23 protein-coding genes are annotated in these 22,686 nt (G+C 62.8%); 14 read left to right on the top strand and 9 right to left on the bottom strand.

Annotated elements, in window-relative coordinates:
• Positions 1-32 precede the first annotated feature (32 nt).
• The 3 genes from AB4074_RS00115 (at position 33) to AB4074_RS00105 (ending at position 4,435) form a co-directional block, all read left to right on the top strand.
• A complete protein-coding gene (locus AB4074_RS00115; protein ID WP_441411591.1) occupies positions 33-1,553 on the top strand; it encodes an RNB domain-containing ribonuclease in 1,521 nt (506 codons plus the stop codon).
• A gap of 288 nt (positions 1,554-1,841) precedes the next feature.
• The gene (locus tag AB4074_RS00110; protein ID WP_441411590.1) at positions 1,842-3,563 is read left to right on the top strand and encodes a DEAD/DEAH box helicase; all 1,722 of its coding nucleotides are present in this window, start codon (positions 1,842-1,844) and stop codon (positions 3,561-3,563) included.
• Between the two features lie 8 nt (positions 3,564-3,571).
• Positions 3,572-4,435 (top strand): DNA-methyltransferase, encoded by an 864-nt coding sequence (locus AB4074_RS00105; protein ID WP_441411589.1) that lies wholly within the window; start codon positions 3,572-3,574, stop codon positions 4,433-4,435.
• Here the strand turns inward: AB4074_RS00105 and AB4074_RS00100 are convergent.
• Positions 4,432-5,277, bottom strand: coding sequence for a PHP domain-containing protein (locus tag AB4074_RS00100; protein ID WP_441411588.1), 846 nt, complete (start codon positions 5,275-5,277; stop codon positions 4,432-4,434). The two genes, AB4074_RS00105 and AB4074_RS00100, sit on opposite strands and share 4 nt — an antisense overlap.
• Positions 5,278-5,357: 80 nt before the next feature.
• Between AB4074_RS00100 and AB4074_RS00095 the strand changes: the two genes are divergently transcribed.
• The 3 genes from AB4074_RS00095 to AB4074_RS00085 all read left to right on the top strand — a co-directional run bounded on the left by AB4074_RS00095 (position 5,358) and on the right by AB4074_RS00085 (position 9,258).
• Positions 5,358-6,941, top strand: coding sequence for an aminopeptidase P family protein (locus AB4074_RS00095; RefSeq protein WP_441411587.1), 1,584 nt, complete (start codon positions 5,358-5,360; stop codon positions 6,939-6,941).
• Between the two features lie 199 nt (positions 6,942-7,140).
• Entirely contained in the window at positions 7,141-7,299 is a 159-nt protein-coding gene (locus AB4074_RS00090; protein ID WP_441411586.1) for a hypothetical protein, read from the top strand.
• A 27-nt stretch (positions 7,300-7,326) separates the two neighbouring features.
• A complete protein-coding gene (locus AB4074_RS00085) occupies positions 7,327-9,258 on the top strand; it encodes an FtsX-like permease family protein (protein ID WP_441411585.1) in 1,932 nt (643 codons plus the stop codon).
• A 50-nt stretch (positions 9,259-9,308) separates the two neighbouring features.
• Here the strand turns inward: AB4074_RS00085 and AB4074_RS00080 are convergent, their stop codons facing one another.
• Positions 9,309-10,130, bottom strand: a complete 822-nt coding sequence (locus AB4074_RS00080) for a general stress protein (protein ID WP_441411584.1) — start codon at positions 10,128-10,130, stop codon at positions 9,309-9,311.
• 76 nt (positions 10,131-10,206) lie between these two features.
• Between AB4074_RS00080 and AB4074_RS00075 the strand changes: the two genes are divergently transcribed.
• The 3 genes from AB4074_RS00075 to AB4074_RS00065 are packed head-to-tail and all read left to right on the top strand — an operon-like array spanning position 10,207 to position 13,323.
• Positions 10,207-11,490, top strand: a complete 1,284-nt coding sequence (locus AB4074_RS00075) for a magnesium transporter MgtE N-terminal domain-containing protein (protein WP_236812034.1) — start codon at positions 10,207-10,209, stop codon at positions 11,488-11,490.
• 49 nt (positions 11,491-11,539) lie between these two features.
• Positions 11,540-12,184, top strand: coding sequence for a DUF1003 domain-containing protein (locus AB4074_RS00070; protein ID WP_441411832.1), 645 nt, complete (start codon positions 11,540-11,542; stop codon positions 12,182-12,184).
• 11 nt (positions 12,185-12,195) lie between these two features.
• The gene (locus tag AB4074_RS00065; RefSeq protein ID WP_441411583.1) at positions 12,196-13,323 is read left to right on the top strand and encodes an Mrp/NBP35 family ATP-binding protein; all 1,128 of its coding nucleotides are present in this window, start codon (positions 12,196-12,198) and stop codon (positions 13,321-13,323) included.
• A gap of 5 nt (positions 13,324-13,328) precedes the next feature.
• Here AB4074_RS00065 and AB4074_RS00060 read toward each other — a convergent pair whose 3' ends face one another.
• The 3 genes from AB4074_RS00060 to sigE are packed head-to-tail and all read right to left on the bottom strand — an operon-like array spanning position 13,329 to position 15,306.
• The gene (locus tag AB4074_RS00060; RefSeq protein WP_441411582.1) at positions 13,329-13,712 is read right to left on the bottom strand and encodes a twin-arginine translocase TatA/TatE family subunit; all 384 of its coding nucleotides are present in this window, start codon (positions 13,710-13,712) and stop codon (positions 13,329-13,331) included.
• Positions 13,713-13,743: 31 nt separating this feature from the next.
• Positions 13,744-14,625, bottom strand: a complete 882-nt coding sequence (locus AB4074_RS00055) for a hypothetical protein (RefSeq protein ID WP_441411581.1) — start codon at positions 14,623-14,625, stop codon at positions 13,744-13,746.
• Positions 14,626-14,661: 36 nt separating this feature from the next.
• Complete coding sequence (gene sigE, locus AB4074_RS00050; RefSeq protein WP_234748318.1) at positions 14,662-15,306, bottom strand: RNA polymerase sigma factor SigE; 645 nt, start codon at positions 15,304-15,306, stop codon at positions 14,662-14,664.
• Positions 15,307-15,576: 270 nt separating this feature from the next.
• On the opposite strand from sigE, the gene AB4074_RS00045 reads away from it, so the two are divergent.
• Complete coding sequence (locus AB4074_RS00045) at positions 15,577-16,209, top strand: O-methyltransferase (RefSeq protein ID WP_441411580.1); 633 nt, start codon at positions 15,577-15,579, stop codon at positions 16,207-16,209.
• 75 nt (positions 16,210-16,284) lie between these two features.
• Here AB4074_RS00045 and AB4074_RS00040 read toward each other — a convergent pair whose 3' ends face one another.
• The 4 genes from AB4074_RS00040 to AB4074_RS00025 form a co-directional block, all read right to left on the bottom strand.
• A complete protein-coding gene (locus AB4074_RS00040) occupies positions 16,285-16,452 on the bottom strand; it encodes a DUF3117 domain-containing protein (protein ID WP_009357720.1) in 168 nt (55 codons plus the stop codon).
• A gap of 230 nt (positions 16,453-16,682) precedes the next feature.
• On the bottom strand, positions 16,683-17,939 hold the full coding sequence (locus AB4074_RS00035) for a hypothetical protein (RefSeq protein ID WP_441411831.1): 1,257 nt from the start codon (positions 17,937-17,939) through the stop codon (positions 16,683-16,685).
• Positions 17,940-17,953: 14 nt separating this feature from the next.
• Positions 17,954-18,289 carry a DivIVA domain-containing protein gene (locus AB4074_RS00030; protein WP_441411579.1) on the bottom strand — a complete coding sequence of 112 codons (336 nt, stop codon included), beginning with the start codon at positions 18,287-18,289 and terminating at the stop codon, positions 17,954-17,956.
• 37 nt (positions 18,290-18,326) lie between these two features.
• A complete protein-coding gene (locus tag AB4074_RS00025; protein ID WP_441411578.1) occupies positions 18,327-19,178 on the bottom strand; it encodes a TIGR00730 family Rossman fold protein in 852 nt (283 codons plus the stop codon).
• 184 nt (positions 19,179-19,362) lie between these two features.
• On the opposite strand from AB4074_RS00025, the gene AB4074_RS00020 reads away from it, so the two are divergent.
• The 4 genes from AB4074_RS00020 (at position 19,363) to AB4074_RS00005 (ending at position 22,629) form a co-directional block, all read left to right on the top strand.
• Complete coding sequence (locus AB4074_RS00020) at positions 19,363-20,118, top strand: amino acid ABC transporter ATP-binding protein (protein ID WP_059387486.1); 756 nt, start codon at positions 19,363-19,365, stop codon at positions 20,116-20,118.
• Positions 20,119-20,168: 50 nt separating this feature from the next.
• Positions 20,169-21,068 (top strand): glutamate ABC transporter substrate-binding protein, encoded by a 900-nt coding sequence (locus tag AB4074_RS00015; RefSeq protein ID WP_437770915.1) that lies wholly within the window; start codon positions 20,169-20,171, stop codon positions 21,066-21,068.
• Between the two features lie 62 nt (positions 21,069-21,130).
• Positions 21,131-21,778 carry an amino acid ABC transporter permease gene (locus tag AB4074_RS00010; protein WP_437770916.1) on the top strand — a complete coding sequence of 216 codons (648 nt, stop codon included), beginning with the start codon at positions 21,131-21,133 and terminating at the stop codon, positions 21,776-21,778.
• Complete coding sequence (locus AB4074_RS00005) at positions 21,775-22,629, top strand: amino acid ABC transporter permease (protein ID WP_441411577.1); 855 nt, start codon at positions 21,775-21,777, stop codon at positions 22,627-22,629. Before AB4074_RS00010 ends, AB4074_RS00005 begins: the two co-directional genes overlap by 4 nt.
• Positions 22,630-22,686 lie beyond the last annotated feature (57 nt).

The raw sequence follows: 22,686 nt of genomic DNA, 5'->3' as shown, positions 1-22,686 counted from the left end.
CGCCGGAAGATTTTGGAGTTACCCTGATTTTCGTGTCACATCAGCGGTTAGCCCCGAATGTCAGTGAAACGTCGAACCACCTCGCGGAAGCGCTGGCGGCGCTTCGGACTGAACTCGAGCTGCCCGCAGGTTATCCCGCTGAAGCGCTGCGCGACGCTGAAGCCGCGGTTTCCGGACACACCCTGCCGACGCAGGATCTCACGGACGTTCCTTTCATCACGATCGACCCAGCCTCTTCCACGGATCTCGACCAGGCCCTCTTCATTGACCGATCCGGCGATGGTTACAGGGTTCTCTACGCCATCTCCGATGTGCCCTCCTTTGTGCCCCCGGGAGGCGCGCTCGACGCCGAGACCCGCCACCGGGGGCAAACCTACTATGCCCCGGACGGCCGCATCCCGCTGCACCCCGAGATCATCAGCGAGCATGCCGGGAGCCTGCTGGCCGGCCAGACGTGCGGCGCGTTCGTGTGGGACTTCGAACTCGATGCCGAGGCGGAGTTCCGCACCGTCTCCGTCCGTCGGGCAAGCGTACGGAGCCGCGCCAAGCTCAACTACAAGGGCGTGCAGAGGGAGATCGATTCCGGTACGGCTGATCCCGTCCTGCAGCTGCTCAAGGAAGTCGGGCTCAAGCGGGTGGAACTCGAGCGCCGCCGCGGCGGGGCAAGCCTTAACATGCCTGAGCAGGAAATCGTCCAACTGCCCGACGGCGGGGGGTACAGGATCGTCGCAGCTCCCTCGCTCCCGGTGGAGGACTGGAACGCCCAGATTTCGCTCATGACCGGGATGGCCGCCGCCCAGCTGATGCTCGACGGCAAAGTGGGGATCCTGCGCACCATGCCGGCCCCCGATGAGCGTTCGCTGCTCCATTTCAAACGGCAGACGGGGGCGCTCGGCAAGCCCTGGACCGAGGGGACGAGCTATGGAGCGTACCTGCGGACCCTCGACGCCAAGGACCCCCGGCAACTGGCCATCCTCCATTCAGCAGGGCTGCTTTTCCGCGGTGCCGGCTACACGCCCTTCGACGGCGAGGTACCGGGCAGCGTCATGCAGTCAGCCATCGGGGCACCCTATGCCCACACCACTGCGCCGTTGCGCCGGCTGGTCGATCGTTTTGTGCTGGTCATCTGCGAAGCGCTGAGCAATGGAACAGAGATCCCGACATGGGCCCGGCATGCTTTGCCGAGCCTGCCCGAGATCATGGCGTCATCCGACCAGCTTGCCGCCAAAATGGAGCACCTGGCCCTGGACACTGTGGAGGCAGCACTCCTTGTCAACCACATCGGACGGGAATTCGACGCCGTAGTGATTTCCGGATCGAAACCCGCCAAGAACAACGGAAACGGCAACGGGAACAGCACCAACGGCAACAACCGCAATGGCAATGGGAATGGGAACGGAGCCCCGCACGGCCCCTACGGCATAGTCCAGATCGCCGAGCCCGCGGTCACCGCTCGTTGCGACGGCGAAATGGAGTCCGGCACGAAGGTCCGGGTGAAACTGCTCGATGCGGAGATCGCCACCCGCCAAATCACCTTCGAACTGCTCCCGTAGCGCGCTCCGTCCGCAGGGCCGGGGCCGCGATCCGGGGATTATCGCCCCCAGACGCTAGACTGGGTGAGTAGTAATGGATGCCCGGTCGTTGATTCAGTTAATTTTTTGACATCAACAAGCCCGCCCCTACGCGATCTTGAGATATACCAGCTGGTCCCCAGTGCCAGTATTTAGATAGCCCGCGATCGGCTTCCACTGGATCTGCTTGCGCCCATCCGTGCTCCGGAACGGCCCTGCCACAACCGTTGAGCACGCAGCGCAGCCCAAATGAATAAGGAAAACTCCACTGTGAGTGAATTGCACACCCATGAAGTTCTGACAGACGGAACCGAAACGATCGAACCCGAGGAAACCATTTCCTCGGACGAAACACCCCACGAGATCGCAGAAAAAACCTTCGCCGACTACAACGTCCGCGCCGACATCGTTGAATCCCTCGCCGACGCCGGTATCACCCACCCGTTCCCCATCCAGGCCATGACCCTCCCGGTCGCCCTGGGCGGTCACGACATCATCGGCCAGGCCAAAACAGGTACCGGAAAGACCCTCGGTTTCGGCATTCCGGCGCTGCAGCGCGTCGTCGGACCGGACGACGCCGGCCACGACAAGCTTGCTGTCCCGGGTGCACCCCAGGCCCTCGTGATTGTTCCTACCCGCGAACTCGCCGTTCAGGTTGCCAACGATCTGCAGACGGCGTCCCGGAAGCGCAACGCCCGCATCGCCACCATCTACGGCGGCCGCGCCTACGAGCCCCAGATCGAAGCCCTGCAAAAGGGCGTCGAGGTTGTTGTCGGCACGCCCGGCCGTCTGATCGACCTCTACAAGCAGAAGCACCTGAACCTCAAGAACGTTCGCATGGTGATTCTCGACGAGGCAGACGAGATGCTTGACCTCGGCTTCCTTCCGGACGTCGAGACCCTGATTGCCGGCACACCCGCCGTCCGCCAGACCCTGCTCTTCTCGGCCACCATGCCTGGCCCGGTCATCGCCATGGCGCGCCGTTACATGACGCAGCCCACGCACATCCGTGCCGCCGACCCGGACGACGAAGGCCTGACCAAGCGCGACATCCGGCAGCTCATCTACCGCGCCCACAGCATGGACAAGGTCGAGGTCGTCGCCCGCATTCTGCAGGCCCGCGGCCGCGGCCGGACCATCATCTTCACCAAGACCAAGCGCACTGCCGCCAAGGTTGCCGAGGAACTCGTGGACCGCGGCTTCGCAGCCGCCGCCATCCACGGAGACCTGGGCCAGGGCGCCCGCGAGCAGGCACTCCGCGCCTTCCGCAACAACAAGGTGGACGTCCTCGTGGCCACCGACGTCGCCGCCCGCGGCATCGACGTCGATGACGTCACGCACGTAATCAACTACCAGTGCGTCGAAGACGAAAAGATCTACTTGCACCGCGTTGGCCGCACCGGCCGCGCAGGCAACAAGGGCACGGCCGTGACGTTCGTCGATTGGGACGACATGCCGCGCTGGGGCCTGATCAACAAGGCGCTGGGACTGAGCTACCCGGAGCCCGTGGAAACCTACTCCTCGTCGCCGCACCTTTTCGAGGAACTGGACATCCCCGCGGGCACCAAGGGGCGCCTGCCCCGCGACAAGCGCACCCTCGCGGGGGTCGACGCTGAGGTCCTGGAAGACCTGGGCGAGACCGGCAAGAAGAACTCCCGTTCAGGCGGCGATTCCGGGCGTGGACGCACGGGCCGCGACGCCGGGCGTGATGGCGGCCGTGAAGGTGCACGCCGCGGTACCAAGTCCAGCGATGCTCCGTCCCGCGAAGGAGACGGTGAGGGCGGACGCAACCGCACCCGCCGCCGTCGTACTTCCGAAGGCGACGCAGCTCCCGCTGGAGGTTCAGTTCAGTCAGCCGAGCCCCAATCCGGGCAGGCACAGTCCGGCGAGGGCGCGGACAAGCCTTCCCGCGCACGCCGTTCCCGCACCCGCCGCCGCAACGGCGAAGTGGTCTCGGCTTCCGGTGCGTCCGGCGAGAGCACCGAGGCTTAACGGCCTCAATGACTGACATTGTTTGGGCGCCGGACGGCGGCAATTTGGTGGTTCACGCGGACAACGCGGATTTCCTCCCGACGCTGCCGGACGGCGCCTTCACACTGATTTACGTGGACCCGCCCTTCAATACGGGCCGGGTCCAGAGCCGCCAGGAAACGCGCATGGTCCGCAACGCCGACGGCGACGGCGACCGCGTCGGCTTCAAGGGACGCTCCTATGACACAATCAAGGGCGCCCTGCACCGCTACGACGACGCGTTCAGCGACTATTGGTCCTTCCTGGAACCCCGGCTCGTGGAGGCCTGGCGCCTGCTCGCCGACGACGGCACCCTGTACCTGCATCTCGACTATCGCGAAGTGCACTACGCCAAAGTCATGCTGGACTCGATCTTCGGCCGCGAGTGTTTCCTGAACGAAATCATCTGGGCCTACGACTACGGCGCACGCGCCAAGAACCGCTGGCCCACCAAGCACGACAACATCCTCGTGTACGTCAAGAACCCCGCCAAGTACCACTTCGACAACGCCGAGGTCGACCGTGAGCCGTACATGGCGCCAGGCCTCGTGACGCCGGCCAAACGCGAACTTGGGAAGCTTCCCACGGACGTCTGGTGGCACACCATCGTTTCCCCGACCGGCAAGGAAAAGACCGGCTACCCGACGCAGAAGCCGGAAGGCCTGGTCCGGCGCATCGTCACGGCATCGAGCCGGCCAGGAGACTGGTGCCTCGACTTCTTCGCAGGCTCAGGCACCCTTGGTTCGGTCGCGGCGAAACTCGAGCGCAGGTTCGTGTGCGTGGACCAGAACGCCCCGGCCATCGAAGTGATGCGCAAGCGCCTGGACGGCAAGGCCACCTTCTACCCCGTCTAACGGACCACCGAACTCCCCGTGCCAAGCTCCTCGATGCACGCCAGGACATCGGGCGACGTCAGGTTCTCCCCGAGCAGATTGGGTTTGCCGGTTCCGTGGTAGTCGGACGATCCGGTCATGAACAACCCGTGCTCGGCAGCCAGGCGCCGCAGGAACACGCGGCCTTCCTCCGGATTGTCGCGGTGCTCCACTTCCAGCCCCAGGAGGCCGGCGTCGATCATTTCCCGGTAAGTCCGTTCCCCCACGACGCGTCCGCGGGCCGAGGCCACCGGATGGGCGAAAACGGGTACACCTCCGGCCGACCGGACGAGCTCGACGGCGAGCGCCGGGTCCGGTGCGTAGTGCTGCACGAAATAGCGCGAGTGCGAAGTCAGGATCGCCGTGAACGCCTCGGAGCGGCTCGCCACCGCACCGGCCGCCACGAGGGCGTCGGCGATGTGGGGCCGGCCCACAGTGGCACCCGGAGCCACATGATGGATGACATCGTCCCAGCTCAAGGGGTAATCCTCGGCCAGGAGCGTGACCATCCGTTTAGCGCGGGTGAGCCTCGCGTCTTTCGCCTTGGTGATTTCCTCGAGCAGGCCGGGATGTGCGGGATCGTGGAGATAGCTCAGCAGATGGACGCTGATCCCCTCCCGGGTGCGGCACGAGATCTCTATCCCCGGCACGAAAGCCACTCCGAATTCGCGGGCTGCGACCGAGGCCTGCTCCCATCCGTCAGTGGAATCGTGGTCGGTCAAGGCCACCACATCCAGACCCGCAGCTGATGCGGAAGCGATCACTCCCGCGGGAGCCTCGGTCCCGTCGGAAACATTGGAGTGCGCGTGCAGGTCGATCTTCACTTTCCAAGCGTATTTGATTGGGGACGGCTTGGACCGTTTCGGCGTTGGCCTAGTGTCGGCCTTGATGGGACTATGGGACGGTGAACGATGCAGAAAACACCCAAAACGGTGAAACCACAGCCTCCCAGCCCCTGGAGGAGCGCGTCAACAACCGCTCCCAGCGGCCCACATCCGATGCCTTCAAGGCATTCATGGCCAGCAATTGGGCACCAGCGCCGCAGGTGATCCCTGCGCGTGACGCCGTCGCCGACCATGCCGCCACGCGTCGTCGGGCCATCTCCGACAAGTTCGCAGGCCTGCGCCTCGTCGTACCGGCGGGCCCGCTCAAGGTCCGCTCGAACGATTGCGACTACCGCTTCCGCCCCCACTCCGGCTTTGCCCACCTCACGGGCTTGGGCCTGGACCACGAGCCCGATGCCGTGCTGGTCCTGGAACCTGTGGAGGAGGGAACCGGCGACGACGGCGGCAACCACCTCGCGACGCTCTACTTCCGTCCGCTCGCCGGCCGGGACACTGAACAGTTCTACGCCGACTCGCGTTCCGGTGAGTTCTGGATCGGCGAGCGTCCGACGCTCGCCGAATTCGAAGCGCGCCTCGGACTCAGGACGGCGCATCTCGACGAACTCGAGATGGCCATCACCAAGAACGTGGGTGCCCCGGAAATCGGCGGCATCTCCATCCGCCTGGTCCGCAAAGTCGACGAGAACATCGATGCCCTCGTGGACACCGCCCGCTACAACACAGCGAAGGATCCGGAGAACCTGGACCTCGGCGAGCTCGATGCCTTGGACGAACTGCTCAGCGAGGCGCTCTCCGAGTTGCGCTTGCTCAAGGACGACTGGGAAATCGAGCAGATGAAGACCGCTGTAGCGGCCACCGTGGAGGGTTTCGCAGAGGTGGTCCGCGCCCTCCCCCGCGCCATGACCCACCACCGCGGCGAACGCGTCATCGAAGGCGCCTTCTTCGCACGTGCCCGCGAGGAAGGCAACGAGCTCGGCTACGACACCATCGCGGCCGCAGGAAACAACGCCACGGTTCTGCACTGGACCCGGAACACCGGCAAGGTCAACGCCGGGGAACTCGTGCTGCTCGACGCCGGTGTGGAGGCAGATTCCCTCTACACAGCCGACGTAACGCGTACCATTCCCGCTAACGGAAAGTTCTCGGATGTCCAGCGCAAGGTCTATGAAGCCGTCCTTGACGCCGCTGACGCCGGATTCGCCGCTGCCCAGCCGGGGGTGAAGTTCCGCGACATCCACACCGCCGCCACCAAGGTCCTCGCAGAGCGCCTTGCGGAGTGGGGACTGCTGCCGGTGTCCGTGGAGGAAGCCATCAGCGCCGAAGGCCAGCAGCACCGCCGCTGGATGCCGCACGGTACCAGCCACCACCTTGGCCTGGACGTCCATGACTGTGCCCAGGCCAAGCGCGATCTCTACCTGGACGGTGTCCTCACCGAGGGCATGGTCTTCACCATCGAACCCGGGCTCTACTTCAAGAACGAGGATCTTGCCATTCCGGAGGAATATCGTGGAATCGGCGTTCGGATCGAGGACGACATCCTGATGACGGCAGACGGTCCCGTCAACCTCAGCGCCGCTCTCCCCCGCAAGGCCGACGACGTCGAGTCCTGGATGGCGGGCATCTACCAGGACGCCGAAGCGTAACCACTGAGGCAAAACGCAAGAGGAGGGCTACCGGATCTTTTGATCCGGTAGCCCTCCTCTTTTGCTTTGCGCTGTCCTGGTAGTGGTGGCGGGCTGCGACGATGACGAGCTCCTATGCCAGGTCCTGCAGGAGTTCAAACACGTAGACGCCGGCTTCCGTCCACTTAATTTCGGCTTTTTTACACTGAGATTTGCCGTTTTGACCACTGAGATTGACGAAATCCACACGGAGACGCCCTTCGGCGCTTGTACCCTCCTCCTAGGCGCAGCACCGATAGTCGATCCCCCGTTTGGTGCTGTTGCCACGCTCGGTTCGTTGGTGGCGGGGCTCGTGTATCGCCACCAACGAACCAAGTGAGATATCAATGGCAAGATTCTTGGTCCGTTGGCATACGACAACATTTTTGTCGATTTGTCCTACGCCCAGATGATATTCAACCAGCAGGGCCAAGTATCAAGAGTTGATATCCAGTTGGCGGCAGGACACTCCGCGGAACGCTGGCAGAGCGAATATTCGTCCAGCCTGCCTTCTCAGTTCAAAGTGCAGGACACTTCTGCCCTCAATTCGACCCTCGGTCCCCTCATCACCGTTGTTTCACTCATCTTGATGATCGCCTCCTGCACCGTTCTGGGCATCTCGATCCTCCTATCAGCGACGGCCTTCCAATCCGTCGTGAATGCCCGCCGGCTGACTTACGGAGTCATGAGAGCTGTCGGCGCCCGCGGTTCCTGGCTGGCAGGCGCCGTCTTGTGTGAGGCACTGATGCTTGCGTTCGCGTGCTCGGTGGTCGGGTTGGGGCTTGGGTTTGGCGTCAGCTGGATCCTCAACCAAGGCCTATCATCGATCGGCAACTTACCTCCAGCAACCGTGGCGGCCGAACTTTGGCAGGTACTGCTTGCCATCCTGAGCGGGGTCGCTGCGGGCTGCGCCGGGGCGGCTCGGGCCATAGTGAAAGTGCTACGCCAGGCCCCTCTTATGGCCATCTCGCCTGAAGTCGCAGAGCGCAGGTCTGGGCGCAGACTCCGTGCCGCCGTCGGCATCATGCTCCTCGTATTCGGAGTCGGTAGCTACTGGCTTGACTCCGTCGTCGTGAAGCTCGCTGGCTTCGTCCTATCGCTGGCCGCCGTGGGATTCCTTGCTCCGTTAATTCTCGAAGCCACCGCCAGGCTACAGATCTTCAAAGGGTGGACAGGCAAGGCTGCGGCCCGGCGTCTGCGCAAACACGCATCGCTCGACTCCACGGCGGCCATCATGGGCGTTGTCGTCTGCCTGGGTGCCGCCCTTGTGATCGGAGTCGGCTCGGTAAGGAGCGCGATGATGGAGCAGATTGCTCGCCAATTCGGAGCCGACATTCAAATATCCTCCACGACGCCTATCACTGAAAAATTAGAAGAACGCCTGAGGTCCATTGAAATGATCAACAGGGTTTCAGACACTGTTTGGGACCGCGGAGCATTGCAGTTCCAGGGGACCTCGAGCCAGATTGCAATCCTTGCTGTCGATCCAAACAGCTATTTCGCCACAGCTCAGCTTCCATGGCGCCGGGGAAGTGTCGGGACTGCGCCACTTGCCCTGGAAAAGGGAGGCGCAGTCATCATTCCTGAAGCTCTCGCCGTGAGCCGCGGTATTTCCTTGGGCGACACCGTCAGATTAGATCGGGCAGGCAAGACCCTCTCGGTTCGCCTTGTCGGGACGTTTGCGTCCTTGGCAACAGGGAACCAAGTGGTGATGAGTCGTGACACGGCTGCCGAGCTCGGAATCACTGGATCCAACGGCTGGAATGTAGAAGCGAAGCCAGGTGTCGACGTCACAGCGCTCCGGGACCAGATCGCTGATTCAGTTGCCGACATCCCTGGGGTCTCGGTGATCACGGCCGCCAAAATGAAGGAGCGCGCAGAATCAGAGCTCGGTTCATACGCCGGAGCTGCCTTCGGCATCGTGGTGCTTGCACTCGGTCTCGGCGCGGTCGGCGCCGCCGGCCTGTTCTCAGTCGGGGTCGCTCGTCGGGAGAAAGAGTTCGGGATGCTGCGCGCGATTGGTGCCACCCGGGGCGACATAACGAGGCTAGTTGCCGTTGATGCGATTTTGCTCGGAATTGCAGCCTTGGCAGGGGGTCTTCTCGTTGGTCAGTTGGCTGGGTGGGTCCTGACCCAGATTGTCGCCGGGGCACTCGGAGTGACGCTGAGCCCGACTGTTTCCGTCCTGGCATTCAGTGGAATCGCAATTGTCACCCTGACGGCGTTATGCCTTGCGGCGATAGGACGGAGCCGCAGGGCGGCTCGAATAGAGCCGGTAGCTGCCCTGAGGGCTGAGTAGTGGCGAATCCGGCAGCGTGGGAGGCCCTGCGGATCGTGGCCCAGCAATAACTACTGCTTGGCCGGATCCTCACCGCTGGCGGCCTGCTCGCCGCTTCCGGGTTCGTTCACCCGCACACCGTACTGCGGACGGCCGTCGGGAAGATCCGGGTAGCGGACGCCGGCGGTCGGGGCCGGGGCTGGGGCCGGGGCATCCGCAACAGGCTGGGCGGGCTCGGCGGCCGTGCCCTGTCCGGCTTCGGGTCCATGCTGGCCATAGGGGTCCTGCCAGGACGCTGGACGTTCCGGAGCCGGGCCCTGTGGTGCACCCGGATGGACCGGCGGGTTCCGGTAGTCCTGCGGCGTGTATGCCTGCGGCGGCCGGCCGAAGGCTGCCTCGGACGGATTCATCGGCAACTGGTGAAGGAGACGGCGGGCTTCCTGCGATGCTTCCAACGCCACAATGACGTCATAGTTCGTCGCCACTACCTGGCTGGTGGAGGTGAAGTCCCGCTTCCCGCGCTGCGCGGCGTAGGTGACGATCCCAAAGAGCATGAAGAATGCCGCCCCCATGAGGACCGACGTCACTATCGAGAAGGGGCCACCGGCCGGGGTAAAGAACGAAAGCATAACGCCCACGAACAGCCCGAACCACATACCGCTCAGGGCGCCGGACAAAGCGACCCGCGGGTAACTGAGCCGTCCCGTTACCCGCTCCACCATTTTGAGGTCGTTTCCGACAATGGAGACATGCTGGACGGGGAACTGCTGGTCGGCAAGATAATCCACCGCCTTCTGGGCATCGAGATAGGAAGTGTAAGAGCCCACAGTGTCGCCCTTGGGGACGCTGCGGGATTCCTCCGTGGCCTTAGGGGCACCGAAAATGTTCGCCATACCCCCATTCTGTCCCATACACATGTGAACCGGCTGAAATTCAGCTAAAAGAGAGCAGACTCGGTAGCCTGTAAGGGTGAGCACAAATCCATCACGCATCTTTGTTGCGCGCTTGCTCGGCCTCGACGTTTTCGACCCCCTGGGCGATCGCCTGGGCCGGCTGCGCGATGTCGTGGTGCTCTCGCGCGGCTTGCGCGGTGCCCCGCATGCCGTGGGTATCGTCGTCGAAGTTCCGGGCAAGAAGCGCGTCTTCGTTCCCATGACCAGGCTGACGTCCATGGACCAGAGCCAGATCATCTGCACCGGACTGGTCAATCTGCGCCGCTTCCAACAACGCGGTGCCGAGCAGCTGGTGGTCGGAGAGCTCTTTGACCGCAAGGTGACCCTCAAAGACGGCAGCGGCGACGCCATCATCGAAGACATCGCCATGGACCAGCAGCGCAACGGTGACTGGCTGGTCTCCAAACTTTTCATTCGACGCGGCACGTCCACCTCCAGGCTCCGAGGGTTGCGCCGCGGTCATACCCTCCTGGTGGACTGGGCGGACACGCTGCAGGGCTCCGAGAACGATCCCCAAGGCGCAAGTCACTTCGTTGCCACCCACGAGGACCTCAAACCGGCCGACTTTGCCGACGCACTCCAGGAGATGTCGGACAAGCGACGGATCGAAGTGGCCAGCGAACTCCAGGACGAACGCCTCGCCGACGTTCTCCAGGAATTGCCGGAAGAGGACCAGGTGACGCTCCTGTCCGCCCTGGACAACGAACGCGCAGCGGACGTGCTGGAAGAGATGGACCCGGACGACGCCGCAGACCTGTTGGCGGACCTTCCTTCCGCAAAGGCCGAAGAACTACTGCTCCTCATGGAGCCCGACGAGGCCGACGACGTCCGCAGGCTCCTGCAGTATGACGAAGACACTGCCGGCGGCCTCATGACCCCGGTTCCCGTCATCCTTCCCCCCGAAGCCACCGTCGCTGAGGCTCTCGCCCACGTGCGCAGCGAGGAACTCTCCCCCGCCCTGGCCTCTGCCATCTTTATCTGCCGCCCGCCACTGGAGACCCCCACGGGCCGGTTCCTCGGCGTCGTGCATATCCAACAATTGCTCCGCAGCGCCCCGCCCGAACAGCTGGGCAGCATCGTGGACAAGAACCTGGAGCCGGTTTCCGATCACGCCAGCGTCAGCGAGGTCAGCCACACCATGGCCTCCTACAACCTCAACTCCCTCCCGGTCGTGAATAGCGCCGGTCGCCTCGTAGGGGCGGTGACTGTTGACGACCTCTTGGACCATTTGCTCCCGGACGACTGGCGAACCCACGAAGACGGAGCCCCGATCAGGAAACTAGGAGGCCGAATTGGCTGAGAAGCCCACCAGCGGAGGACTGGACACCCCGCTCGAGCTACGTTCCCGCATGCTGCCGAACTTCGGCAGCGATCCCGATGCCTTCGGCCGATTTGCCGAGCGCTTCGCCCGTTACATGGGTACGGCGAATTTCCTGTTCTACATGACGATCTTCGTGATCGTCTGGATCGCGTTCAATGTTGTCGGCCTGTTCGGCTTCCAGTGGGATCCGTACCCGTTCATCCTCCTGAATCTTTTCTTCTCCACGCAGGCCTCCTACGCCGCACCCCTGATCCTGTTGGCCCAGAACCGCCAGGACGACAGGGACCGCGTGACAATCGAGCAGGACCGCGCCCGAGACGAGCGCAATCTGGCTGACACCGAATACCTGACCCGTGAGGTCGCGGCTCTTCGCATCGCCTTGCGCGAGGTCGCTACCAGGGACTACGTACGTGCAGAACTCCGCTCGCTGCTGTCAGATCTGCTCGAAGCGCAGGAGGAGTTGGGTCCGAACAATTCCGGCGGCTCAAACAACGGCGAGAAAGCCAAGGATAAAATCAAGGACAAGCGCAATAAACAGCGCAATCCCCCCACGCAACAGATTCCCAAGGTCCATCCGGCGCATTCCAACGCGGAGCAATCCGCCCCCGACCTCTCGGCAGTCGGCACTTCGCCGGCGCGTCACTCAAGTCCTCCCGCCCAGCCCGAAAGCTGAACATCCACCCCATGAGCACACCATCTGTCGAGGCCCTCAACGCCGCCTTGGCAACCGTCATCGATCCCGAACTCCGCCGGCCCATCACTGAGTTGGGGATGCTGGATTCGGTAGAGGCCAGTCCGGACGGAACCGTCCGGGTTGTGGTGCTGCTGACCATCGCCGGCTGCCCCCTGCGTGAGACGATCACGGCCGACGCCAGGGCTGCCCTGACGAGGGTTCCGGGCGTGACGCGCGTCGAAGTCGAGCTCAAGGTCATGACACAAGCGCAGCGCGACGCACTCAAGGAACAGTTGAGAGGCGCAGGGGGACAACGCGGAATCCCCTTCAACGAACCAGGCTCCCTGACGAAGGTCTTCGCCGTGGCCAGCGGCAAGGGCGGTGTAGGCAAGTCCTCTGTGACGGTCAACCTCGCGTGCGCCCTTGCAGCGCAGGGGCTGCGCGTAGGAATCGTCGACGCCGACGTCCACGGCTTCTCCGTCCCGGCGCTCATGGGAATCACGCAACAGCCCACCCGGGTGGACGACATGATCCTCCCGCCCGTGGCCTTCGGCGTGAAGGTGATCTCCATCGGCATGTTTGTTTACGGGAACAAGGCGGTGGCCTGGCGGGGACCCATGCTGCACCGTGCCCTGGAGCAATTCCTCACGGATGTCTATTTCGGCGATCTGGATGCCCTGTTCCTGGACCTTCCGCCAGGCACGGGCGACATCGCCATCTCGGTGGCGCAGTTGCTTCCCAACGCGGAAATCCTCGTGGTGACCACACCGCAGGCCGCAGCGGCGGATGTTGCCGAGAGAGCCGGAACCATCGCAACGCAGACCGGCCAGAAGCTTGCCGGAGTCGTCGAGAACATGTCCTTCCTGGAAATGCCCGACGGCGGCAGGATGGAATTGTTCGGAAGCGGCGGCGGGCGGGTGCTGGCTCAGCGGTTGAGCGCCGCCGTCGGGACCGACGTTCCGCTGTTGGGACAGATCCCCTTGGACATCCGTCTGCGCGAAGGCGGAGACGCGGGCCGTCCCGTAGTGTTGACGGCTCCGGAGACGGCCGCCGCACAGGCACTTCAGGGCATCGCGGGAAAGCTGAACGCCAAGCCGCGCGGCCTCGCCGGAATGTCCCTCGGGATCCAGCCGAAATAGCTTTTTTAGGTGGCCTCGGCGTCGAAGGGCGCCTTTTCACCAATGGAAAGCCGTTCAACAATGCGCTCGGGAACCTTCGCCGGGGTGTCCACGGCTGCCACGGCGACAGGCGCACCGTCGCTGACAGGCTTCGTGTCGTCGTCGAGCAGTGCTTCCTTGATGATCCGGCGCGGATCGTACTGGCGCGGGTCATACTTCTTCCAGTCGACTTCATCTATGTCGATGCCGACTTCTTCCTTGATCTGCTCGCGGGCACCGGACGCCATGCGCCGCAGCTCCTTGACCAGGTTCGTCAGCTTCCGCGTGTATTCAGGCAAACGGCTGGGGCCGATCACGATGACGCCGATGATCAGCAGGATGAGAAACTCCGAGCCATTGATTCCAAACACGTATCGAAGATTACCTTGTCCGTTGGTCCGCTCAGAAACCTGCGAGGCCCGCCAGGGCATGGAGTCCCCGTTGCAGCCGTTCGTTCCAGGTCTCCGCGCTGTTTTCGGCGGGCCGGGCGACCACAAGCGAATCGCCCGCCTTCACGAGCTCAGGAACGGCTCCCGCAGCCTGATTGGCAGGCATGTCGGAGGAATATCGCAGCACGGCCACCGGCGAGGAATATACGGCCTGCCACGGGGCCCCTTGGGTGATGGACAGTTGGGTTCCCGAAGTGCCGGTGCCCTCCAAGTGCTGCTCCACCAGGGTGGCGTGGTGGTCACCGTCGCTGAGGTGCAGCTCAACGGCGGGATGCCCGTCCTGCATCAAGGCCCGGGCGGAAACCACGTGGTATCCCATGCTCGCCATTTCGGGACATGCCCAGCCGTCTCGCCGCAGTTCGGACAACTGCTGCTCGCTCAGGCTCACCGTCCCGGCCACGCTCGCGGGCAGACTCAACTGCGCACCAGTCACGGGGAGCTGCTCGCCGACGTTTCCGGGCACGGTTGAACTGACCAGCGTCCGGACTTCCTGCTCTCCGCGGTTGGAGGCCTGCGGCGCAACTTCACCGCCGACCGCGTAGGCTGCAACCGCCAGGATTCCGGCGCTTACGGCGAGTCCGCCGGCCGCGGCGCTGGCAATCCGGATACCGTGCCACACGCTTCGCGGGGGAACAGGGCGCTCAGGAAAATCGGATTGCGCCAACCGCTGGGTGTGTTCGATCAGCCTGTTGGTGAAATCCTGGCTCGCCTCCGGAACCGCGGCACGGCGAAGCCGTTCCAGGTACTGGCGCTCCCGCAGGACCGCGGCGTGGCATTCAGAGCATTCCTGCAGGTGGCCCGGGGCGCGGCTGTGCCGAATACTTCCCCGGGTCAAACCACCGCGTCGTCCTTTCAGCAGACCCATCGGCGACTAAAGGAGACCGGCGATGCGCGGCATCTTGAGCCGCGGCTTGCGGGCTTGGACGGGACGCGGATCCCTGTGCGCCAGCTTTTCACGAAGCATTGTCCGTCCGCGGTGGATGCGGGACCTGACGGTCCCCAGCTTCACGTCAAGTGCTTCGGCGACTTCGTCGTACGAAAGGCCTTCCAGATCGCAAAGCACGACGGCGGCGCGGAAGTCCGGGGGGAGTTCTTCCAGGGCGCGCTGGACGTCGAGATCGAGGTTGTTCAGCTCGAAGCTTTGCTCCGGCCCCGGTTCATGCCCCGGCAACCGGGATTCGGCGTCTTCGGCCAACGCATCGAAGCGTATGCGGCTCTTCCGACGCGCCTGGTCAAGGAAGAGGTTGGTGGTGATGCGGTGCAGCCAGCCGTCGAGTGTGCCTGGCTTGAAGTTTTCGAGCGAACGGAAGACCCTGACGAAGACTTCCTGGGTGAGGTCTTCGGCGTCGAACTTGTTTCCCGTGAGCCGGTAGGCAAGGCGGAAGACCTTGGCGGAGTGGTTCTCCACCACTTCTTCCCAGCTTGGCCTGACCCACTCTTCGGCCGGAGGGGCCGTGTCGGTGGAACCCAGGACTGCTGCCGTTGTCTGGACTGGCGCAGCACTTGATGCCCGCATCGTCCGCTCCCCTCAAACTGTTTGTCATCCTGCCGGTCACTCAGGAGTTCGTTGCCGGCCCTCGCTTGGATGGCTGGATATACATCATCCCAGTCTTGCCTGAGATTTTGCTGATCACAGGCAGGCTTTTCCCGCAGAGCGAACATTGTCCGAAGGACGCCCGCATGACACCCGGAAAGACACAGAATTGCGGGCCGCGGGCGTCCGGGCCGGACGCCCCGTAGCCAGTAGTCTGTAAGCAATACCCCTCTGCCTGGAAAGCGAACCCCCATGAGTGCCGACAAGTCAACCAGCTGGTCCTACGCAGAAGATCTGCCTGCCGAGGACGACGTGTTGCTTCGCGCCCGTGAACGCTCTTTCGAGCTGGGCGTTACTCCCGTGAGCCCCGGCGTTGGCGCTGTCCTGACAGTCCTCGCCGCGGCATCGAAGGCCCAGACGGTTGTAGAAGTCGGATCCGGGGCAGGTGTTTCCGGCGTGTGCCTGCTGCGCGGCCTCAGCCCGCAGGCTGTCCTGACCACTATCGACGTCGACGTCGAGCACCTCAAGGCCGCCCGTGAGGCCTTCCTGGAATCCGGCAGCCCCGCGAACCGGACCCGGACCATCTCCGGCCGTGCAGCCGACGTCTTGCCGCGGCTCACCGACTCCGCTTACGACCTCGTGTTCATCGACGCAGACAAGCCCAACTTTCCCCGTTACGTCGAGCAGGCCATCAGGCTGCTCAAGTCGGGCGGAACACTGGTCATCAATGACGCCCTGGACAAGGACAGGGTTTCCAACCCGGCTGCCAGGGACAGCACCACCGTGGTGTTGCGCCAGATCGGCAAAGCCATCCGCGACGACGAGCGACTCTCTTCGGCGATGCTTCCTACCGGCGACGGCTTGCTGGTAGCGGTCAAGAAGTAACCGGCCAGCCTTCGCTTTCAGCCTTAAACATGAAAGCAGGGCGCCGGCTCTTCTGCCGGGCCCTGCCCAGTGAATCTATTCGGTAACGCCAACGAGGCATTCCTTGAGGTTCGCCGCCTCTGCTGCGTTGAGCTCGACCACCAGCCGTCCTCCGCCTTCGAGCGGCACACGCATGATCAGGCTGCGGCCCTCTTTGGTTACTTCCATAGGGCCGTCGCCAGTACGTGGTTTCATAGCCGCCATTAGGAAAATCCCCTCCAGTTGTCCCAAATCCCGCCAACCCGGCCGGGTTGGCTCCGCGTGGAATATACGGCGTCGACAGTCATGGCAGTTCAGTCGTCGTCGCCGGGCACCCGAGAGTGCCTTTGTCCTTGCTTGTGTCCATTATCTCGTAATTACCCGCCCGTAGCTAATTGATGGACTTTTCCCGGCGGGCCGTGATCGCGCTTGAACAGCCGAAACGACGCGCAGCGTCACGGAGGGTAGTCGCCGCCGCCCGGCAACTGGGCCCACGCCCACAGCCAGACGATCCATACGATCTGGAGGAGGAAGAACATGACCACCACGGTGCCGCGGTAGGCCTTCGAGCGGGACAACCAGGCTGCACTGAGCGCCAAGGGGAACAAGGGCAAGAGCATCCGGAACGTGCTCGTCTGGGGGTGCAGGAAGACCAGGAGGTAGCCCATGTAGCACGCGCACCACAGCCTCATTTCGGTGCCCAGTGCCCGGACCGGTTTGCTCATCATCAGCAGGGCAAAGAGCGCCACGAAGACAAACGGCGCCAGAATACCGAGTACCGGTCCGAAGAGCATTTGACCGGTCTCGAACCACGGCTTGAACGGAACGAGGTCAGCGCCGCGCCAAACAGTTTCGGTCTTGGTGTAGGCCAGCGGATCCCCCGTGACCGCCCAGGCAATGGCCGGCCAGGCGAAAGCCCCTGCCACGCTGACGACCACGAGCGCGGCCAACGATATGAGTTCCCGGAGCGTCGGTACGGCGGCTGTTGGCACGGAGTCCGGAATGGACCCGGCGCCGGAGCGGCGTCCGAACCTCTTCCACAGGTGGTGGAGCAGCAACAGGCCCGCCATGGCCGCGAAGGGCACTCCGGTGGGCCGTGATAGGCACATGAGCAAGACCACGGGCATCGCGCCAAGATACTTGCGTCGCACCACAAGTAGAAGCGAACCGGCCAAGAGAAGGGTATTGAGGGATTCCGCATAGGGGACCTGCAGGATGGCCGAGACGGGGAACATCGAGAAGAAGGTCAGTGCCCACAGCGCAGTTGTTCGCCCGGCGAATTCCCGGAACAGTTTGTAGACCACCAGGGCCGCCCCAAGCCCGGCAAACATGGCGACGACCGTCAGGGCCGGCAGCGTCGCCAATCCGGTGAGTGCACCGACGGCGCGGGCAACGTACGGAAACAGTGGATAGAACGCCCAGGAATTTTCCGCGACGCCGCCGTCCGCATTGGCCGGCAAAACAGACGGATAACCGTTGTTTGCGGCTTCGGAGTACCAGCGCCCATCCCAGATCGTGATGAAGTTCCAGTAGTCGGGTGCTGGCGGAAACCACGGATTGACGCCTTGCTGCAATGCGGCAGCCATGAAAATACAAGCGCTGACGAGCCTCGAGGCGATGTAAATGAGGGCGACCTGGATCCACCACGGCCAGCTCGCGGCGTGGGCTCCGGCGCGGCTCAGTCGGGCCAGGAATCCCGTCGAGGACCGCAATTCGACTGACGGGGTCACTCTTTTGGTTCTTCCTGGGTCCCGGCTGCTTCAAGGGCCAGTTTCAGCCGTTCGATTTCCCTCTGCTGCCAGGTGAGCTGATCCCTCAGCTCATCGAGGACCTCATCCACTTGGTCCATCCGGTAGCCCCGCAGCCCAAGGGCAAAGCGCACGCGGTCGACGTCGGACGCCTTGGCTCCGGCCGGTAACAGAACGGGCGGCAGGTTCGGAACGGGTTCATCCAACCCGGAGCCGGGGTCGCGGCTGGATTTCGCCATTCCGGCGCCGAGGAACAACACGGCACCGATAATGACAATGGCGAGAAAGACCAGAAAAAAGCTCACAACAACCATCGTGCCAGACTCAGCTGAGAGCTCAGTTCCGGCAATGCTACTCCGGGCGCTGGTCTCCGTTGGTCGAGGGTGGCCGCGGGATTCCGTGCAGGACGCGGTGAACGGCGTCCGCAGGGTCGTCCACAAGCTGGATAAGGTCCAGGTCCTTTGCGGAGACCATTCCTTCGGCCACGAGGGTCCCCTTGATCCATTCGATCATCGGGCTCCAGAAGTCGACCCCCAGAAGAACGATGGGGAACGATGTCACCTTGCGGGTCTGCACCAGGACCATGGCTTCAAACAGTTCGTCAAGGGTTCCCAGGCCGCCCGGCAGGACGATGAACCCTTGCGCGTACTTGACGAACATGGTCTTGCGGGCGAAGAAGTACCTGAAGTTGATGCCAAGGTCCACCCAGCGGTTGAGGCCTTGTTCGAAGGGCAGCTCGATTCCCAGTCCCACGGAAACGCCGTTGCCTTCAACGGCCCCCCGGTTGGCGGCTTCCATGGATCCCGGCCCACCGCCGGTGATGACGGCGACGCCGGCTTCCGCGAGGTGGCGGCCGACTTGCACGCCCATATCGTAGTAGCCGGTGCCCGGCTTGGTGCGGGCGGAGCCAAAGACACTGACGGCGGGGCCGAGCTCGGCGAGAGCACCGAATCCTTCAACGAATTCACTCTGGATCCGCAGGACCCGCCAAGGATCGGTGTGAATGAAGTGGTCGGCTCCCCTGGTGTCCAGGAGTCGCTGGTCCGACATCGGCATGGCGGCCTGTTTGCGCCGAAGCTCCAAGGGTCCTTTGTGCTTGGCTGGCGGCTCCGCGGCTACGGCCGGAACTGATGCTGCCGATCCGTTGCTCACCGCCTTGCCATTGGCGTCTGGACTTGGAACTTGGGGCTGGCTGGTACTCATTGACCTAGGCTAGCGCGGATGGCGGCTGCAGCCGTTCCAGCGTGGCTCTGTTGTTTGCGGTGTTGAGTTCCCTGGCCACCATTTGCTGTCAGATAGCTGCAAGGCAGGTATCTGTTGAATCACGATCCGCGGAAGTTAGTGTGAGCTGGCTCAACTTGAATCATTTCTTCGCTAGATTCGTCACATGACTATTCAAGCCGCCAGCGATGCCCTCGTCTCCCTGAATGGCGTCAATAAGCACTTTGGTCAACTGCATGTCCTGAAGGACATCAACCTCCAAGTGAAAAAGGGTGAAGTCGTGGTTGTCATTGGGCCGTCGGGCTCGGGCAAGTCCACACTGTGCCGCGCCATCAACCGCTTGGAGACCATCGATACGGGCGAGATTTCGATCGATGGCAAGAAACTGCCCGAGGAAGGCAAGGAACTTGCACTCCTCCGGGCCGACGTCGGTATGGTCTTCCAATCCTTCAACTTGTTCGCCCACAAGACGATTCTCGAAAACGTCACGCTGGGACCGATCAAGGTGAAGAAACAGGACAAAGCAACCGCGGACAAGGACGCCATGGCGTTGTTGGAGCGTGTCGGCGTCGGGCAACAGGCACCCAAGATGCCTGCACAGCTGTCCGGTGGCCAACAACAGCGTGTGGCAATTGCCCGGGCGCTCGCGATGAAGCCGAAGGTCATGCTGTTCGATGAGCCGACCTCGGCACTTGATCCGGAAATGATCAACGAGGTCCTGGATGTCATGGTTCAGCTGGCCAAGGAAGGCATGACCATGATCGTGGTCACCCACGAGATGGGCTTTGCGCGCAAAGCTGCCGACCGCGTTGTCTTCATGGCCGACGGCCAGATCGTGGAAGACGCCAAGCCGGAGGAATTCTTCACCAACCCCCAGAGCAACCGCGCCAAGGATTTCCTCTCCAAACTCCTGACTCACTGACACTCACCGCACCCAGGCCGCGGGGGTGGCCGCACAATGAAAGGAATATTATGAAGACTTTTATCACCCGGAGGAAATCCCTCCTGGTCGCTGCAAGCGCGGCGCTCGCCCTTTCGCTGAGCGCATGCGGTGGAGGCGGGGGTTCCACCACCGCGCCAAGCACCGAGTCGGCGCCGTTCACGGTGGCCCAGAACGTGTCCATTACGGGCAGCCCCACGTTCGACACGATCAAATCGAATGGAAAGATCAGGATCGGCGTCAAGCAGGACCAGCCTGGCCTGGGCTTCAAGGACGCCGCGACCGGCGAGTACAGCGGTTTCGACATCCAGGTTGCCCAGTGGATCGCGGCTTCCCTCGGTTACTCCAAGGACAAAATCGAGTACAAGCCCATTCCTTCGGCCAACCGCGAGTCTGCCATTACCAACGGCGACATCGACTATTACGTCGGGACCTACTCCATTACCGACAAGCGCAAGCAGCTGATTGATTTCGCCGGCCCCTACTTCGTGACGGGTCAAGGCCTGCTGGTCAAGAAGGACAACAAGACCATCAACAGCGAGAAGGACCTGAGCGGGAAGAACGTCTGTTCAGCCACGGGTTCAACCCCCATCCAGAACATCAAGGCAAACTTCCCCGGCACCAAGACCACTGAGTTCGACACGTACTCACAGTGTGTCGAGGCCCTCAAGAGCGGCCAGGTCGATGCAGTGACTACCGACCAGGCAATCCTGATCGGCTACGCGTCCCAGGACACCGACAACCTCAAGGTGGTCGGCCAGCCGTTTACCACTGAGAAGTACGGTGTGGGCTTGAAGAAGGGCGACACCGCCTTCCGCAAGTTCGTGAACAAGATGTTCACCGACGGCGGCTCCGTGTGGCAGAAGATCTACGACTCCACGCTGGGACAGTCCGGCACCAAGGTCACCCAGCCCGCAGTGGACAACTACTAAACCCATGTTGAGGGGGCGGCCATTGGCCGCCCCCTCGAATATCGGCTGAAAGCGACCATTCTGTGAATACGCTGCTGAATAATTCGGACCTGTTCATCACAGGGTTCCGGAACACCCTCATACTTTTCGTTGTTGCCGGCATCTTTGCGCTGATCCTGGGCACCATCGTGGCGACACTGCGTGTCTCCCCGATCCCTGCGATGCGCGCCGCCGCGACGTTGTATATCAACGTTGTCCGCAACACCCCGTTGACGTTGGTCCTGTTCTTTTTTGCTTTGGGCTACCCGAAGCTCGGCCTCGTGGAAATTGATTTCATGACCGCCGCAACCGTCGGCCTCAGCCTGTACACCGCTACTTACGTGGCGGAAGCCGTGCGCTCCGGCATCAACACGGTGCCTGTCGGTCAGGCCGAGGCCGCGCGGGCCATCGGGCTGCCGTTCACGCAAACCCTGACGCTGGTGATCCTCCCCCAGGCATTCCGCGCTGTCATCCCGCCCATGTTCAGCGTGTTCATTGCATTGCTCAAGAACACCACAGTGGCTGCAGGCTTCTCGGTCGCCGAAGCGGGAGCGATCAGATCGAATCTTTCCGAGCGCGGCGAGCCGGCCATGGCCGGGCTGCTCTGGATCGCACTGATCTTCGTTCTGCTCGTTTTCATTCTTTCCTTTGTCCAGCGGAAGCTTGAAAAGAAATGGAAGGTGGCCCGATGAGCTCGGTCCTTTTTGACGCTCCGGGCCCGAAGGCCCGCGCGCGCTACCGGATTCTCGGCGTCGTGACCGCTCTGGTCATTATCGCCATCGTCGGATTCATCGTCCTTCGCTTCGCCCAAAGCGGGCAGTTCGATGAGAAGAAGTGGCACTTGTTCACGTTCCCGCTGGTCCAGCAGACCATCGTCCAATCGGTGGGTGCAACGCTTTCAGCTTTTGCGACGGCAGCCGTGTTCAGCCTCGTGCTGGGTGTCTTCCTGGCCTTCGGCAGGCTCTCCGACCGTAAGTGGATCAGCTTGCCCTGCTATGGATTCACGGAACTCTTCCGTGCCATTCCTTTGCTGATCCTCATGATGATCTTCTACTACGGGCTTCCTCCGCTCGGCGTCCAGGGGATCACGCCCTTCACGGCAGTCGTTGCGGGCCTGGTGCTCTACAACGGATCCGTGCTCGCGGAAGTCTTCCGTGCCGGCATCGAATCGCTTCCCCGTGGCCAGAGCGAGGCCGGTTATGCCATCGGTTTGCCGAAGAGTGCGGTCATGACGAACATCCTGCTTCCGCAGGCGGTCCGCTCGATGCTCCCGGTGATCATCTCCCAGCTCGTGGTCATCCTCAAGGACACGGCGTTGGGCTTCATCGTGACCTACAACGAGATCCTCTTCCAGGCCAAGTATTTCGGAAGCCAGGCCCAGTACGGTTCGCCCATCATTCCTTCCGCGATCATCGCCGGTGTCCTGTACGTCGGAATGTGCCTGATCCTGGCTGCATTCGCCAAATGGCTTGAAAGCCGGATGCGCCGCAGCGTCAAAGTGGCAAAGGTGGTCAAGTCGGAAATTGTGGCAATCGAGGGCTAGTCGCAAGAACGCCGGAAACATGGGTGTGGCCCGTGGGCTTGGTTCTGGAACCAAGCC

The organism is Arthrobacter sp. 2MCAF14 (assembly GCF_052115645.1).
In the GTDB taxonomy this organism is placed as follows: Bacteria; Actinomycetota; Actinomycetes; order Actinomycetales; family Micrococcaceae; genus Arthrobacter.
The sequence above is the reverse complement of the archived record's forward strand: the minus strand, read 5'-3'. Positions and strand labels throughout refer to the sequence as shown.

Bases quoted from the DNA above. Each gene is read 5' to 3' on its own strand.
- AB4074_RS00105 (WP_441411589.1), top strand. From the start codon at position 3,572: ATGACTGACATTGTTTGGGCGCCGGACGGCGGCAATTTGGTGGTTCAC.
- AB4074_RS00080 (WP_441411584.1), bottom strand. From the start codon at position 10,130: ATGGCGAACATTTTCGGTGCCCCTAAGGCCACGGAGGAATCCCGCAGC.
- AB4074_RS00005 (WP_441411577.1), top strand. From the start codon at position 21,775: ATGAGCTCGGTCCTTTTTGACGCTCCGGGCCCGAAGGCCCGCGCGCGC.
- AB4074_RS00015 (WP_437770915.1), top strand. From the start codon at position 20,169: ATGAAGACTTTTATCACCCGGAGGAAATCCCTCCTGGTCGCTGCAAGC.
- AB4074_RS00045 (WP_441411580.1), top strand. From the start codon at position 15,577: ATGAGTGCCGACAAGTCAACCAGCTGGTCCTACGCAGAAGATCTGCCT.
- AB4074_RS00025 (WP_441411578.1), bottom strand. From the start codon at position 19,178: ATGAGTACCAGCCAGCCCCAAGTTCCAAGTCCAGACGCCAATGGCAAG.
- AB4074_RS00070 (WP_441411832.1), top strand. From the start codon at position 11,540: ATGCTGCCGAACTTCGGCAGCGATCCCGATGCCTTCGGCCGATTTGCC.
- sigE (WP_234748318.1), bottom strand. From the start codon at position 15,306: ATGCGGGCATCAAGTGCTGCGCCAGTCCAGACAACGGCAGCAGTCCTG.
- AB4074_RS00030 (WP_441411579.1), bottom strand. From the start codon at position 18,289: ATGGTTGTTGTGAGCTTTTTTCTGGTCTTTCTCGCCATTGTCATTATC.
- AB4074_RS00020 (WP_059387486.1), top strand. From the start codon at position 19,363: ATGACTATTCAAGCCGCCAGCGATGCCCTCGTCTCCCTGAATGGCGTC.
- AB4074_RS00040 (WP_009357720.1), bottom strand. From the start codon at position 16,452: ATGGCGGCTATGAAACCACGTACTGGCGACGGCCCTATGGAAGTAACC.
- AB4074_RS00065 (WP_441411583.1), top strand. From the start codon at position 12,196: ATGAGCACACCATCTGTCGAGGCCCTCAACGCCGCCTTGGCAACCGTC.